Genomic DNA, 14874 nt, shown 5'->3' with positions numbered 1-14874 from the left:
CTGATAACCATTATAGAAGTTTATTTATATGCATCTAGCATACGTTCTTTGAGATAATATAAATCATCAGATAAGTCTACTGGAATATGAGCTGGATTAATTAGGCGCTTTTGCTCATCCCATAGCTTTTCTAACTCTTGTTTTGCATAAGCACGAATGTCCATTGTCTTTGGTGATTCATAAACACATTCACCTTCTCTAAAGATTGGTACAAGGAGTTCACGCATAGTGTATTCCCCAGCTTTAAGATGCATTTTTCTCCATCTTGCTTTTGGATCACGTACCGTAATATCTTGAGTTAAATCAAATTCTTCCTCTTCTAGAGCGATTAAATCTACTTTAACCTTTTGTGTAGCATTGTCATAGATACGGATAACTTTTTTAATCCCTGGGTTTGTTATTTTTTCTGGATTCTCTGAGATTTTAATTTTTGGTTTGAACATTTCTTGATTTTCACGTTCTGCTGCAAGCTTATAGATTCCTCCAAAAGATGGACAATCATCTGAAGTGATAAGCTTTGTACCTACACCCCATAATGTAATAGCTGCACCTTGACGTTTAAGGTCTGCAATTAAGTATTCATCTAAATCACAAGATGCACTAATAACTGCATCTTTATAGCCTGCATCATCAAGCATCTTTCTTGCACATTTTGATAAATAAGCAAGGTCACCACTATCTAAACGAATACCATAGGATTTGGATTCAATACCTGCTGCTTTCATCTCATCAAAGACTTTGATGGCATTAGGCACACCTTGCCCTAATGTATCATAAGTATCTACAAGTAAAATACACTTATGAGGGAATAACTTTGCATAAGCACGGAAAGCCTCTAGCTCACTTTCAAAACTCATAACCCAGCTATGTGCATGAGTACCTGCTACGGGTACATCAAACATTTGCCCTGTAAGTACATTAGATGTAGCATGGCAACCACCAATAATAGCTGCTCTTGCACCATATAGTCCTGCATCTGGTCCTTGCGCACGACGAAGTCCAAATTCAAGTACTGTATCACCTTCTGCTGCTCTTACAACACGAGATGCCTTTGTAGCAATTAAACTTTGGTGATTGATAATATTTAATAATGTTGTTTCAATAAATTGTGCTTCAAAAATAGGTGCTTTGACACGCATAAGTGGTTCACCTGGAAGTACAACCGTCCCTTCTGGTATAGCATCAATATCTCCTGTAAATTTAAAATCACTTAAATACTCTAAGAAATCCTTGCTAAAGATATTAAGGGATTCTAAGTACTGAATATCTTCATCTGCAAAATGAAGATTTTTAATATAATCAATAGCTTGCTCTAATCCACAGCAAATCGCATAGCCATTTCCTGATGGATTTTTTCTATAAAATAAGTCAAATACTACTTCGTGGTTATTTACATCATTTTCAAAATAACCTTGCATCATAGTTAATTGATAAAGGTCTGTTAACAATGTAAGATTTCTATTACTCATACAATAGTCTCCTGTTCATTTATAAATACTTATCGCTGTCTACCTATGTTTGTTATCTATTATTATATCATATAAATAGTTATTTGTAGTCTAAATGGAATACTCTTTTCACACTATTTGTCCACATTATGCTCTATTATTTCTTATACATACGTGGATAAATCACCAATTCTTACACAACTTGTGGACTTTTCCTTTTAGTAGCTTATGTTATTTATTATAAACTACTCCTTTTAGTTTTAATTTATTTTGTTCAAAAAGATTTGCACGCAAAACAAGCCAGCCTAAGATTACAATCATCCCCCCCTTTTCTAAGTTCCTCCGAAGTTGGAATACCGTAATTCTTATAAATAAAAAAGTAGTACTTTTGTTATCTCAACCAAAACACTACTTTTAACAATTAACTATTTGCTTCTTTATCATTAGAATAAATATGTATTACTATATCTCTTTATAAAGCGCATATCCACTTATTAATACACCACATCCACCTATTAAAGATAAAACTCCCCCCGTAAGTTGATAGTTAAGTGTTGTTGTATCTATTACTCGATAATATGCATTTGTATCCATTGAACCACCATTATTTTTCATCGCTTTGTGTCCAGCATTTTCTCCAGCTTTAACTGAGCTAAATACAAACATTAGTCCTATAGCAAAAATAATGCTCATTATAATAAGTGCTCTTTTTGCAAATATTTTCTTCATAATATAATTTCCTTTCCCAAAATTATGTTGGATTTCTATTTATAGATTATCTATTTTTCAAGTTGATCTTAGTTTACCTTCTTTCTCTAATCACCATCTCAAATCAATAAATATCTATCCTTTACGATTCTTCTTAACATAAATACTTAATGCTCTTATCCCTAATATAATAAGAATAATAGGACCTACCACTATGGGAATTAATAAGACTAAACTTAATAGCTGTACAAACCATTCCCATCCTGTGACCATACTAAACTCTATAACTTTTGTACTCATTTTTTCTTCCCTCTCTTTTCCCTAACACTATTATTGAACTTATATTCTCTATAGCGTATTAAAATAAACACTACTTGTATTTTATTTAGTATATCACTTTTTTGTACTCATCCATATATTCTACACAAGTTGTTTTATTCATTTTTTCTCCATTACTTATAGTTTAATCCATATTCTATTATTTCTTTATAACCTTCTTATTTTAGCCTTTTATCTACTCTCAGCCCTAGCTATGTACAGCCAAATGATATACAATACAGTTATCAAATCTATAGAATGAAGAGTACACAACTATGTCTACACAAATGGAACGTATGAAACAACTTATTGAAGCTAAAAAGAATAAAAATAACCAAAAAAATCAAGTTAAACGTCCTGAGAATGTTTCTATCACTACACACAAAGGTTTTAACAATAAGAAAAGTGGCGGTGCATTCGACAAATAATCTTTACAAATTTCTTATTACCTTTTATAATAGGAATAAATTCATATAATTTTGAAACACTATGAAAAGGAAAAGTAGTATTTTTAAGGCGTTAAAGCGAGTGGGGACGGTGTGAGCCCATACGATAGAAAATATGAACAATCACCTTGGAGTGGCAGACCGAACTTCTAAGTAGGCTCTGACGGAATCCTCCCGTTAACTCAAGGAAAGGTATAACGAGTGGCCTAATAGGCAAATCAGGTGGTACCGCGGAAGATGGATACTTAATGCCCTTTCGTCCTGTATATAAACGTGGACGGAAGGGCTTTTTTATATTTTTTTAGCATTTCCCCACGTCATCAAGCCTTACAGTGTTTATATCTGTTGGCGCTACTATATATTTATAAAAATCCTAAGGAGGCACAAACAATGTATAAAAAAGTTGATACCAATCTCAACTTCGTTGATCGTGAGCTTGAAGTCCTCAAGTTCTGGCAAGAAAACAACGTGTTTGAAGAATCAATCAAATCAAGAGAAGACGGCCCTGTATTTACATTCTACGATGGCCCACCAACAGCAAACGGTAAACCTCATATCGGTCATATCTTAACTCGCGTTATCAAAGACCTTATCCCTCGTTACCGTACTATGAAAGGTTACAAAGTACTTCGTAAAGCTGGTTGGGACACACATGGTCTTCCAGTAGAGCTTGAAGTTGAAAAACTTCTTGGCATCAGTGGTAAACCACAAATCGAAAACTATGGTGTAGAAGACTTCATTACTAAATGTAAAGAAAGTGTTTGGAAATACCAAAGTGAATGGGAAAAAATGACTAGCCGTGTTGGTTACTGGGTAGACATGGATAATCCATATGTTACTTATCACAATAACTACATCGAATCTGTATGGTGGTCACTTCGCCAAATCTGGGACAAGGATCTTATCTACAAAGGTCACAAAATCGTTCCTTACTGCCCAAGATGTGGAACATCTCTTTCATCACACGAAGTAGCTCAAGGCTACAAAGATGTCAAAGATGCTACAGCTATTGCTAAGTTCAAAGTTGTAGGTGAAGAAAATACTTACTTCCTTGCTTGGACAACAACACCTTGGACACTTCCATCAAACGTTGCACTTTGTGTAAACCCAGATGAGAACTATGTAAAAGTAGATGCTAGTGGTACATTCTACATCTTAGCTGAAGCACTTGTTGCAAGTGTATTCTCTGATGAAGAAGCTACTGTAGTTGAAACAGTAAAAGGTACTGACCTTTGCGGCAAAGCATACGAACCACTCTTCGACTTTGCTAAACCAAACAAAAAAGCTTACTTCGTAGTTGCTGATAACTACGTTACAATGTCAGACGGTACAGGTATCGTACACATTGCACCTGCATTCGGTGAAGATGATGCGAGAATCGGTCGCGAAAATGACCTTCCATTCGTTCAACTTGTTAACGAACAAGGTTACTTCACACCAGAAGTTACTGAGTGGCAAGATATCTTCGTTAAAGACGCTGACCCAGCTATCCTTAAATGGTTAGAAGCTAATGGCAAACTCTTTAAAGCTGCACCTTATGAACATAGTTACCCACACTGCTGGAGATGTGATACACCACTTCTTTACTATGCACGTGACACATGGTTCATCTCTATGTCAAAAGTTCGTGACAAACTTGTTAAAAACAATAACACAGTTAACTGGTTACCACCATCAATCGGTGAAGGCCGTTTTGGTAACTTCCTTGAAGGCGTAATCGACTGGGGTCTTTCACGTTCACGTTACTGGGGTACTCCACTTCCAATCTGGGAATGTGAATGCGGTCACCAACACCTTATCGGTAGCATTGAAGAACTTAAAGCAATGAGTTCTGACTGTCCAGATGACATCGAACTTCATAAACCATACATCGATAATGTACACCTTAACTGTCCAAAATGTAATAAACAAATGACACGTGTATCAGACGTTATTGACTGCTGGTATGATAGTGGATCAATGCCATTCGCACAACTTCACTATCCATTTGAAAACAAAGAAGTGTTTGAAGCAAACTACCCAGCTGACTTCATCTCTGAAGCTGTTGACCAAACTCGTGGTTGGTTCTACACACTTATGGCTATCTCAACACTTATCTTCGATAAGGCTCCATACAAAAACGTTATCGTTTTAGGTCACGTATGTGATAAAGATGGTCTTAAAATGAGTAAACATAAAGGTAATGTAGTAGATCCTTGGACAGTACTTGATGGTCAAGGTGCTGACGCTGTTCGTTGGTACTTCTACTCAGCAAGTGCTCCATACCTTCCAAGCCGTTTCGGTCCAGAAAACGTAAGCGAAGCACAAAGAAAGTTCATGGGTACTTTCTGGAACACTTATGCGTTCTACATCCTTTATGCAAACATTGATAACTTCAATCCAACACAATATGAACTTAACTATGATTCATTAAACATGATGGATAAATGGGTTCTTTCAAAACTTAACACATTAGTGAAAGAAGTTGATGAAAACCTTGAAAACTACCGTATCTTCGAAGCTTCTCGTGTAATGCAAGACTTCATTGATGATGTATCTAACTGGTACGTTCGTCGTAGCCGTGAAAGATTCTGGCAAAGTGATATGCCACAAGATAAAGTAAATGCGTACATGACACTTTACACAGTTCTTACAACTTTAGCTAAAGTATCTGCACCATTCATTCCTTTCATGACAGAAGAAATGTACCAAAACTTAGTTCGTACAAACGATACTAACGCTCCAGAGAGCATTCACCTTTGTGACTTCCCAGTTGCAAACGAAGCAATGATCAACAAAGAGCTTGAAAAACACATGGATGATGTACTTCAAATCGTAGTACTTGGTCGTGCTTGCCGTAACGAATCTAACATTAAAAACCGTCAACCAATCGGTACAATGAGAATTGGTGCAACAGAAGTTCTTCCTGCTGCATACAATGAAATCATTGCAGACGAATTAAATGTTAAGAACGTTGTCTTCACAGAAGATGCAAGTGACTTCATCTCTTACACATTTAAACCACAAATGCGTACTTTAGGACCAAAATACGGCCAACTTCTCAACCCAATCAGAACTGCTCTTACAGAGCTTGATGGTACAAAAGCTATGGCTGAACTTAATGCAACAGGCGTTCTTAAACTTGATATCAACGGTCAAGAAATTGAGCTTACAAAAGATGATGTTCTTATCGCTACAGCTCAAAAAGAAGGTTTCGTAGCACAAAGTGAAGGTGGTTTCACAGTTGTACTTGATACTAACCTTTCAGAAGAACTCATTGAAGAAGGTTTCGTACGTGAAATCATTTCTAAAATCCAAACAATGAGAAAAGAAGCTGACTTCGAAGTTCAAGATCACATCTTAGTTGGTTATGCAGATAATGCTAAGATTGCTGACCTTATGACAAGAAACAATGCTGAAATTGCATCTGAAGTTCTTGCAAATGAAGTAGCAGAAGGCACTCTTGTTGATGGTTATACAAAAGAATGGAAAGTTAACGGTGAAACTGTAACACTTTCTGTTAAACGTGCTTAATTTATAAGCTCTATATAATTTCTAACTTTAAAGACCTAGCTGGTCATGGATGCACTTACTTATAGCTTCCATCACTAGCTAGGTCTTATTTATTTTTATCCTTATACAATTTCTAACTGCCTGTATGCTTCTATCTTAAGTAAATAAAAAGCTGCTACTAACTCTTCTCATTGACCAAGTTAGTAACAGCCTCTTTATCTATATGTAAAATGATACAGTTTATTATTTTCTATTACGAGATCATTTCAACGATTTCTAAATCTGTTCTACGATCTAAATCATAATAAGTCTCTGCTACTTTTATAATCGGTCTATAAATACAATGTGGATGCATGAAAACCACTTCACCTACTTCACCAGTATTTAGTGTTACTTGTACACCAATATAATAGTCCGCCATATTTTTCAAAAAGAGCAGTAAAATCTGTGTATCTAGTTTATCTATGCCCTCACTCAGCATCTTTTCCATAACTTCAAATGGGGTTTGACGTGTTTTATAGACCCTTTCAGAAATCATTGCATCATATGTATCTGCAATTGCTAAAATCCTACCATAAAGGTGGATTTCATCACCCTTTAGTTCTCTTGGATAGCCCGTTCCGTCTATGCGTTCATGGTGGCTAAGTACCCCCTCTTTTACCGCATTACTTATTCCATCCACATCTTTAATAAGATTATAACTTTCTGTTGCATGTCTCTTTACTATTAAGTACTCTAAGCTATTCAATTCACCCTTTTTATTTAATACATTTTGATTAACTTTATACTTACCTGCATCATGTAAAACACCTGCTAAAAAAAGCTCCTCTAATTGCTCTTCTTTAAGTCCCATCCACTTACCAATTAATACTGAAAGCATCCCTACATTTAAACTATGTGTATAGGTATACTCATCTAAAGTTTTAACTACATTCACACATCCCATAATTGTACTATTACTATTAAGCTTTGTGAAAAAAGTAGTTTTTATTTCTTCTACTGCTTCTTTATCTATTTCTTCTCCTAGTCCTATTGCACTAAGTGTCTTTTGTAACTTTTCTTTATCTTGTTCATAAGACACTTTAGATTCGGCAGGTATATGCCATACTTTATCCCAAGTATTAGATTCTATATAAATATCTGAACACATGAATCGCTTCAGCCACTCTATACTTTGCTCAGTTAAAACGTGGCCTTCTTGACATAGTGTAATACCTGAACGGATGTCTATAACGTTTCTTGCAATAATATCCCCTGCATTGCATTCATAAATAGTTACCTTTTTATCTTTCATATTTAATATTACCCCTTGTTTTAATATTTGCCCTTACTAAAATAATATTTATATGAATATTTTATCACTTAACTTTATAGATTAAAATACGTTTTTTTACAAAATAATAAAAAAATTTACTAGAACATTTTCTTACGAAACATAATAATCACACCTATAATAATTAAAATAAAACAGCCAAATAAGATATACACAAGACCTGCTGGATCATGCATAAAAGGGAGGGGCACATTCATACCAAATAAACTGAAAATCATTGTAGGAATAGAAAGTACTATGGTTAATGATGTTAGGGTTTTCATCACAATATTTAAGTTATTAGATATAACAGAAGCAAAGGCATCTCTTGTCTCACTTAAAATACTACTATATATATTGGCCATCTCCATCGCCTGTTTATTTTCAATAATAAGGTCTTCTAATAAATCCTTATCTTCTGGGTATTGTTTGATTTTCTCCATGCGCATCATTTTTTCGAATACTATTTCATTTGCTCGTAATGATGTGGTAAAGTAAACCAAACTCTTTTCTAATTCTAAAAGTTGTATAAGTTCTTTATTTCTCATTGCTTTATTTAATTCTTGTTCTACTTTGTTACTTGCTTTATCTATATATCTTAGATATTGAAGATAATAAGAAGCATTTTTATAAAGTAGTTGCAGAATGAATCTTGTTTTTTTAAAGGTATAGAATGTCTTTACTTTTCCTGTAATAAAGTCTTGAATCATTTCTACACGTCTAAGACAAATAGTCATAATGAAATGTTCACTAATTACAATTTCCATAGGTATTGTTACATATTCGTGCACACCCTCTTCATCTTTAATAGGAACGTCTACGATAATAACTGTATAATCATCTTCCGTATTAATGTGAGCACGTTCTTCTTCGTCAAGACCTGCTTTTAAATCTTCAGGTGCAATACCAAAAGTTTTTGAGAGATAATCCATCTCTTCTAAGGTTGGATTTTCTACATTTATCCAAGTTCCAGTTTCAAAAGATTGCATGAGTTCTAGACGGTCATGTTGAGTTTTATACATACTAATCATTTTTTCACATCCTTCGTCTTTTCATTAGACAAGGGACCTAAAAAAGCGACTAGGCATCTTGTACTAACAAAAAGAAATCATTTTATTATTTGATTTTAAAACCTTGTACCTGGGACTACTCGGTCCAATATCCATTGTTCTATTCACTCTCCTTATTATCTTAATGTATGCAAAAAATAATTCTTGCCATTTCAAGTGTAGAGGATAGTATGCCGTTCGTCAAGAAATTAAATAAATAGCTTTGAAAGGGCTGCCACAAAATAACTTTCATTTTATGACAGCCCTTTAATTTTACTTTCATCTAGAATGTGCTATTTAATAAATTTTTCCTGCTTTTTTATTACCTGTCTTTGCTTTACCACTAATTTCTGGAACAGGTTCTACATCATTTTTAGGAAAATGAGACTTACTATTACTTTCTAAACCATGTGGATCATTAACATCTGGTCTTCTCATACCTTTTTTAGCCATAACTATCACACCTTTCTTTGCTTTTCTATTCCCCTCTATTATTTGTCACATCTCAATGTTTTATTCTCACATAATTATTTCAATCGGACAAAGTCAAATTTACTTCTTGCTTCATATACTATATTACTCCTATTAATCACTTACTTGTTTCTCTAGTAAAAGGGGGGATATTATGAGTAAAGAATTTTTTAAATGTCTATTGGCTGTTCTATATTTTATATTAGGCACCATTTTAACTGTATATTTTGTTTTGCATTTTAATGCTGCTAGTCCAGCCTATATACTTACTATAATACTTGGATTATTTCTTATCATTACTGGCTTTTGCTCTTTTATTTTACATTATAAGAATCACTTGATTATTAAAGCTATAAAGGAAGAAAAGCTCTCTCCACTGGCAAAATGGTCCTATATACCTTCTGCTTATACACTTACCAGAGATAGAGCTACTGAAGATTACCATATTGATTTATCGATTATTATGTTAATAGGTATTTTAGGTCTCATTGTATCTATTGGCTTTATCTTTTCTAATACACCAAACCATTACCTCATTGCTGCTACTTTAATTACTCTAAGCGTTATCCTTTCAAGTTTAATAAGTATTTGCATCTCTATCTACCACAACGATAAACTAGAAAAGGAAACAATGACTATTATTACTGACAAATACATTTATTATGACGGTACACTATACAGTTTATATAAATCTTGTTATGCACTAGATCAAATTGAAGTCATCTACGGAGAACAAAATTACCTTCAATTCAATTACGGTATACCTGGCACAACTTATGACACTTATCAAAAACTAATCATCCCTATTCCTAAGACAGAACTCCCACTCGCACAGAAAATACAATCACATTACCTAGAACTCATACATTAAAATTCCCATAAAGTTAAATCCCGAAAAGTTAAATTTGCTCCTTCACCGATCTATCTCCCTTGATCCATGAAGGAGCTTTTGTATTGTCTTTTCTTTGCTCCAGTGGTAGGTTTGATCATTCTACGAAAGCGGCTAGTGAGGTGAGCTATTAGATTGCCTTTTATGGTTACTCTAGGCAGTTTAGAAAGTGGAAGGCTATGTATAGCTACGCTGCAGGCTTCTTTATGAAAGGTTGCTTAGAAGGCGTTAATGAAATATGAACAAAGGTTTTAGCCATATGTCTGCTGTGTGCCCTTCAGGGTAAGCGAAGTGAGTTTATGGCGTTTTTGTGATTATAGAATTTACGCCTTCTTAGCGTTCTTGAAGTTGAAGCCGAAAGCATAAACTATGCACAGTTTCCACTCTCCTATACACAAGGAGTTTTATATTATTTTCTTTGCCACCGAACGTTAAGCTGAAGGAGAATAATCAAACCTACCACCTTTCTTACAACATAAAAGGAGCTATTGCATTATCCAATGCAACAACTCCTTCTTTTTATTTATCCATTTTCCCGTGTTTAGGTAAAATACGAATGGCATTTAAAATTGCAATAATAGATACCCCTACATCGGCAAATACTGCAAGCCACATATTGGCAAAACCTAATATACCTAAAATCATTACTAAGAATTTAGTTCCCAGTGCGAAGATAATATTTTGTTTAACAATACGTTTTGTATACTTAGCAATCTCAATTCCTTTATTAATTTGCATTAAGTTATCTTGCATAAGCACAATATCACTTGCTTCTACTGCTGCATCTGAACCTATGCCACCCATAGCAATCCCTACATCTGCTAATGCAAGTACAGGTGCGTCATTAATACCGTCACCTACGAAGGCTACTTTATTGCCTTCTTCAATCAGTTTTTCAACTTGATGTACTTTATCTTGTGGAAGTAGCTCTGCATAGACTTGGTCTACACCAACTTCCCCACCAATATATTCAGCAACTTCTTTTTTGTCACCTGTAAGCATGATTACCTTTTGAATACCTTGTTTCTTAAGTTCTTCAATAGCTTTCATACTTTCTTCTTTTACAACGTCAGCTACAATAAGACATCCAATATATTCACCATCTACTGCAACGTGTACACTTGTTCCTAACATTTTTGGTACCTTATACTCAACATGATTCATTTCCATGAAGCGTTCATTACCAGCAATAACTTTCTTACCTTTTAATGTAGCACTTAATCCGTATCCTGCTTTTTCTGTGTAATCTGTAAGCTCTTCTGTCACTAACTCACTTCTATAATTAGCAATAGCTCGTGCTATCGGATGATTAGAGTTTCTTTCAATTTGTACAGCATATCTTATAAGGTCTTCTTCTAACCCTTTACGTGCTGGGAAGATACCAATAACTTCAAAGCTTCCTTTTGTAATTGTTCCTGTTTTATCCATTACAACTGTATCAATTTGTGTAAGTTTTTCTAGATAGTTACTTCCTTTAATAAGCACACCACATTTAGAAGCTGCACCGATTCCTCCAAAGAACCCAAGAGGTATAGATACAACTAATGCACATGGGCAAGAGATAACTAAAAAGACAATACTTGTATAAATCCAGTGGTTCCAATCACCTGTAACTAATGAAGGAATAATAGCAATAAGCGCTGCTGCTATAACAACTGCTGGTGTATATACAGCTGCAAATTTAGTAATAAATTGCTCTGTTTGTGCTTTTTTGCTTGTTGCATTTTCTATTAAGTCTAAAATTTTGGATACTGTAGAGTTTTGTAGTGTTTGTGTAACTTTAATTTCAATAAGTTGGTCAACGTTAATACTTCCGCTTAATACTTCACTACCTTCTTCCATAAATACAGGCACAGATTCGCCTGTTAATGCAGAATGGTCCAAATTACTTTTACCTTTTACAATAATACCATCAAGAGGAATTTTCTCTCCTGGTCTAACTGCTAAAGTATCACCAATTCTTACTTCACCTGGTGCTACAACGACCCAATTACCATTTCTCTTCACACGGGCAAATTCAGGTTTGATATCCATAAGCCCTTCAATAGCTTTTCTTGACTTCGCTACTGCTTTAGATTGGAAGTACTCCCCTACTTGGTAGAAAAGCATAACCGCTACGGCTTCGCTATACTCACCAATAACAAATGCAGCTAATGTAGCAATCGTCATTAAGAAGTTCTCATCAAATACTTTTCCTTTAATAATATTTTTAACAGCTTTTAAGACAATGTCATAGCCAACAATAACATAAGATATAATTGTGAATACTTCTAATTTACTTACTGCCCCAAACAATAATAAACCTAAACCTACAATAATACGCATCATCATTGCATCTTCAGTTTTTAAGTACTCTTTAAACTTTTGTATAGCTGACTTAGGTGCCTGACTAACTTCATTCTTAGGTTGTTTTACTTTTTCAATTCTATTATTCTCTACTGTACCAATAGATCTAACTGTTGCTTTCCCAGCTACTGCTTTTCTAGTTGCTGTTCTCTTAGCAACTTTTTTTCTTGTTACTTGTTTATGATGATGGTCACCACATCCACATCCATTCTCATGTTGGTGATGATGATCTACACCGCATCCACATTCATCCTTATGGCTGTGATGATGTGCTTCACCACACCCACATCCGTCTCCATGCTCATGGCGATATGATGTAGTTGAACTAACTTGATTATCCCAAGGTTCAATAATTACGCCATCTTCTACCTTGTTAGCAATCTTTTTAAGTTTTTCTTCTATAAGAGTAATGTTAGTTTCCTCTGTAAGGACTTCTACCTTCTTAAGCATAAAATTAATATAGGCTTCTTTAAAGAAGTCATCTTTATTTAAAGCGCGCTCAATTTTTGCTGCACAATTAGCACAATCAATACCATCTATTTTAAATAAGTGTTTTTGAGCTACAGCTTGAGTAGCTTCTTGAGTTTGGTTATCCCAAGGTGTAATGACTACACCATCCTCTACCTTATTTGCAATTTTTCTGATCTTTTCTTCTATTATCTTAGAATCTTTTTCTTCAGTATGTACTTCAACTTTCTTAAGCATAAAGTTAATATAAGCTTCTTTAAATAACCCATCTTTATTTAAAGCTCTTTCAATTTTTGCCGCACAGTTAGCACAATCAATGCCTTCTATTCTAAATAAATATTTCATACTCCGCCTCCTTTTTTATCTGCCGATTTCCCTTTTTCATATGAATGATTGCTCATATATTATTATATTATGCATCTCATATTATTTTGTCAACACTTTTTCATAATTTAACTTTCTCTTTTCTTTCCCTGTTATTATGCGTCGCTTTTTGATAAAATAATAATATTAAATCGATTATTATCGCATTATACAAAGGAGAATTATTATGTCTAATCTATTGGTTAATGGACTTCTATCTTTTTTAGATAAAAGTACTTCTATGTTTCATGCTGCAGATTCTGTTATTCAAAAATTAGAATCTGAGGGCTTTTCTTTCTTAGATTCTGCTTCTAACTGGGAGCTTCAAGAAGGTGGCAAATACTATGTAACTTCTAATCATTCAGCAGTTATTGCTTTCACTGTAAATAGTACATCTATTGAAAATGAAGGTTTTAAAATAGTAGGTGCTCATACTGATGTACCAGGATTTAAAATCAAACCAAACCCTCAAATGAGTACAGAGTCTTACGTTAAACTTAATACTGAAATCTACGGTGGACCTATCGTTAATACTTGGTTAGATCGTCCTTTATCTGCTGCTGGTCGTGTAGCACTTAAAGGTAGTCATCCTCTTCATCCTACTATCCAATTAGTAGACCTTGAAAAACCTATTCTTATCATTCCAAACTTAGCCATTCATATGAATCGTGAAGTGAATAATGGTGTTAAACTTAATCCACAAAAAGAAACCCTTCCAATCCTTACTTATATGAAAGAAAAAATTGAAGGCAATCTTATATTAGAAGAAGTTGCTAAAAAACTTGGTGTAGCATCTTCTGATATTTTAGAAATGGACTTATTCCTTTATCCAGTTGAAAAAAGCTGCTTAGTAGGCTTAAATGAAGAGTTCATCTCAGCTGCTAGACTTGATGACTTATCTATGGTTTACAGTGGACTTGATGCTCTAATCAACAGTACATCTACTTGTGGTATCAATGTTTTAGCTTGCTTTGATAACGAAGAAGTGGGAAGCACTTCAAAACAAGGTGCAAATTCTCCACTCCTTAACCACACACTTGAGCGTATTGCTATGGCTCTTGGTAAGTCTCGTGATGAATACTTAAGATCTCTTGCTATGTCTTTCATTATTTCTGCCGACGTAGCTCATCTTCTTCATCCAAACTACCCAGAAAAATCTGATCCAACAAATAAAGTACTTCCTGGTAATGGACCAGCTATCAAATTAACTGCTGGTTGTAGCTACACAACAGATAGTGACTCTTTTGGTGTATTTGCTAACCTTTGTGCAAGCAATAATATTCCTTACCAAGTATTTGTAAATCGTTCAGATGAACGTGGTGGATCTACTATTGGGCCTGTAACAGCTTCTCACTTAGGCGTACGTTCAATTGATATCGGTACACCAATGCTTAGTATGCACTCTGCACGTGAGCTCATGGCGACTTCTGACTTTATTCATACAACTTCTGCTATGGCTGCTTTCTTTAACCTATAATCTATATCCACAATTAACCAACTCTAAGAAACCTTGTTATTTCAAGGTTTCTTATTCTCTTCATGAATTGTTAACAAATACATATAT

Annotated in this window: 11 protein-coding genes and 1 other annotated feature; of the genes, 4 read left to right on the top strand and 7 right to left on the bottom strand. The window is 34.5% G+C overall.

Annotated features, from left to right (window positions below; genetic code table 11):
- Window positions 1–20: 20 nt before the first annotated feature.
- From BN2390_RS04495 to BN2390_RS21585, 3 genes are all read right to left on the bottom strand, one after another.
- Window positions 21–1469: a nicotinate phosphoribosyltransferase gene (locus BN2390_RS04495; RefSeq protein WP_053983156.1), complete on the bottom strand. Its 1449-nt coding sequence runs from the start codon at window positions 1467–1469 to the stop codon at window positions 21–23.
- Window positions 1470–1910: 441 nt separating this feature from the next.
- Window positions 1911–2177: a hypothetical protein gene (locus BN2390_RS04490; protein WP_053983155.1), complete on the bottom strand. Its 267-nt coding sequence runs from the start codon at window positions 2175–2177 to the stop codon at window positions 1911–1913.
- A 114-nt stretch (window positions 2178–2291) separates the two neighbouring features.
- Window positions 2292–2456, bottom strand: a complete 165-nt coding sequence (locus BN2390_RS21585; RefSeq protein WP_154668768.1) for a hypothetical protein — start codon at window positions 2454–2456, stop codon at window positions 2292–2294.
- A 293-nt stretch (window positions 2457–2749) separates the two neighbouring features.
- Between BN2390_RS21585 and BN2390_RS21580 the strand changes: the two genes are divergently transcribed.
- Window positions 2750–2902, top strand: a complete 153-nt coding sequence (locus BN2390_RS21580) for a hypothetical protein (protein WP_154668767.1) — start codon at window positions 2750–2752, stop codon at window positions 2900–2902.
- A gap of 52 nt (window positions 2903–2954) precedes the next feature.
- Window positions 2955–3187: a binding site (T-box leader), on the top strand.
- A 123-nt stretch (window positions 3188–3310) separates the two neighbouring features.
- Window positions 3311–6433, top strand: coding sequence for an isoleucine--tRNA ligase (gene ileS, locus BN2390_RS04485; protein WP_053983154.1), 3123 nt, complete (start codon window positions 3311–3313; stop codon window positions 6431–6433).
- A gap of 232 nt (window positions 6434–6665) precedes the next feature.
- On the opposite strand, the gene BN2390_RS04480 is transcribed toward ileS, so the two are convergent.
- The 3 genes from BN2390_RS04480 to BN2390_RS21900 all read right to left on the bottom strand — a co-directional run bounded on the left by BN2390_RS04480 (window position 6666) and on the right by BN2390_RS21900 (window position 9226).
- Window positions 6666–7706: an HD-GYP domain-containing protein gene (locus tag BN2390_RS04480; RefSeq protein ID WP_053983153.1), complete on the bottom strand. Its 1041-nt coding sequence runs from the start codon at window positions 7704–7706 to the stop codon at window positions 6666–6668.
- Between the two features lie 119 nt (window positions 7707–7825).
- Window positions 7826–8755 carry a magnesium transporter CorA family protein gene (locus tag BN2390_RS04475; protein ID WP_053983152.1) on the bottom strand — a complete coding sequence of 310 codons (930 nt, stop codon included), beginning with the start codon at window positions 8753–8755 and terminating at the stop codon, window positions 7826–7828.
- Window positions 8756–9070: 315 nt separating this feature from the next.
- Window positions 9071–9226: a hypothetical protein gene (locus tag BN2390_RS21900; protein ID WP_198524851.1), complete on the bottom strand. Its 156-nt coding sequence runs from the start codon at window positions 9224–9226 to the stop codon at window positions 9071–9073.
- 172 nt (window positions 9227–9398) lie between these two features.
- Between BN2390_RS21900 and BN2390_RS04470 the strand changes: the two genes are divergently transcribed.
- Window positions 9399–10115 (top strand): hypothetical protein, encoded by a 717-nt coding sequence (locus tag BN2390_RS04470; protein ID WP_053983151.1) that lies wholly within the window; start codon window positions 9399–9401, stop codon window positions 10113–10115.
- 537 nt (window positions 10116–10652) lie between these two features.
- On the opposite strand, the gene BN2390_RS04465 is transcribed toward BN2390_RS04470, so the two are convergent.
- Window positions 10653–13292 (bottom strand): heavy metal translocating P-type ATPase, encoded by a 2640-nt coding sequence (locus tag BN2390_RS04465; protein ID WP_082238580.1) that lies wholly within the window; start codon window positions 13290–13292, stop codon window positions 10653–10655.
- A gap of 205 nt (window positions 13293–13497) precedes the next feature.
- On the opposite strand from BN2390_RS04465, the gene BN2390_RS04460 reads away from it, so the two are divergent.
- On the top strand, window positions 13498–14787 hold the full coding sequence (locus BN2390_RS04460) for a M18 family aminopeptidase (RefSeq protein ID WP_053983150.1): 1290 nt from the start codon (window positions 13498–13500) through the stop codon (window positions 14785–14787).
- Window positions 14788–14874: the final 87 nt, after the last annotated feature.

This window comes from Niameybacter massiliensis, from assembly GCF_001282685.1.
In the GTDB taxonomy this organism is placed as follows: domain Bacteria; phylum Bacillota; class Clostridia; order Lachnospirales; family Cellulosilyticaceae; genus Holtiella; species Holtiella tumoricola.
Note: the sequence above shows the minus strand (reverse complement) of the source record. Positions and strands in the feature narration are given on the sequence as shown.

What these genes read in the sequence shown, in the direction of transcription:
- BN2390_RS04470 (WP_053983151.1), top strand. Translation starts at nt 9,399, where the DNA reads ATGAGTAAAGAATTTTTTAAATGTCTATTGGCTGTTCTATATTTTATA.
- BN2390_RS04460 (WP_053983150.1), top strand. Translation starts at nt 13,498, where the DNA reads ATGTCTAATCTATTGGTTAATGGACTTCTATCTTTTTTAGATAAAAGT.
- ileS (WP_053983154.1), top strand. Translation starts at nt 3,311, where the DNA reads ATGTATAAAAAAGTTGATACCAATCTCAACTTCGTTGATCGTGAGCTT.
- BN2390_RS21585 (WP_154668768.1), bottom strand. Translation starts at nt 2,456, where the DNA reads ATGAGTACAAAAGTTATAGAGTTTAGTATGGTCACAGGATGGGAATGG.
- BN2390_RS04495 (WP_053983156.1), bottom strand. Translation starts at nt 1,469, where the DNA reads ATGAGTAATAGAAATCTTACATTGTTAACAGACCTTTATCAATTAACT.
- BN2390_RS04490 (WP_053983155.1), bottom strand. Translation starts at nt 2,177, where the DNA reads ATGAAGAAAATATTTGCAAAAAGAGCACTTATTATAATGAGCATTATT.
- BN2390_RS04475 (WP_053983152.1), bottom strand. Translation starts at nt 8,755, where the DNA reads ATGATTAGTATGTATAAAACTCAACATGACCGTCTAGAACTCATGCAA.
- BN2390_RS04480 (WP_053983153.1), bottom strand. Translation starts at nt 7,706, where the DNA reads ATGAAAGATAAAAAGGTAACTATTTATGAATGCAATGCAGGGGATATT.
- BN2390_RS04465 (WP_082238580.1), bottom strand. Translation starts at nt 13,292, where the DNA reads ATGAAATATTTATTTAGAATAGAAGGCATTGATTGTGCTAACTGTGCG.
- BN2390_RS21900 (WP_198524851.1), bottom strand. Translation starts at nt 9,226, where the DNA reads ATGGCTAAAAAAGGTATGAGAAGACCAGATGTTAATGATCCACATGGT.
- BN2390_RS21580 (WP_154668767.1), top strand. Translation starts at nt 2,750, where the DNA reads ATGTCTACACAAATGGAACGTATGAAACAACTTATTGAAGCTAAAAAG.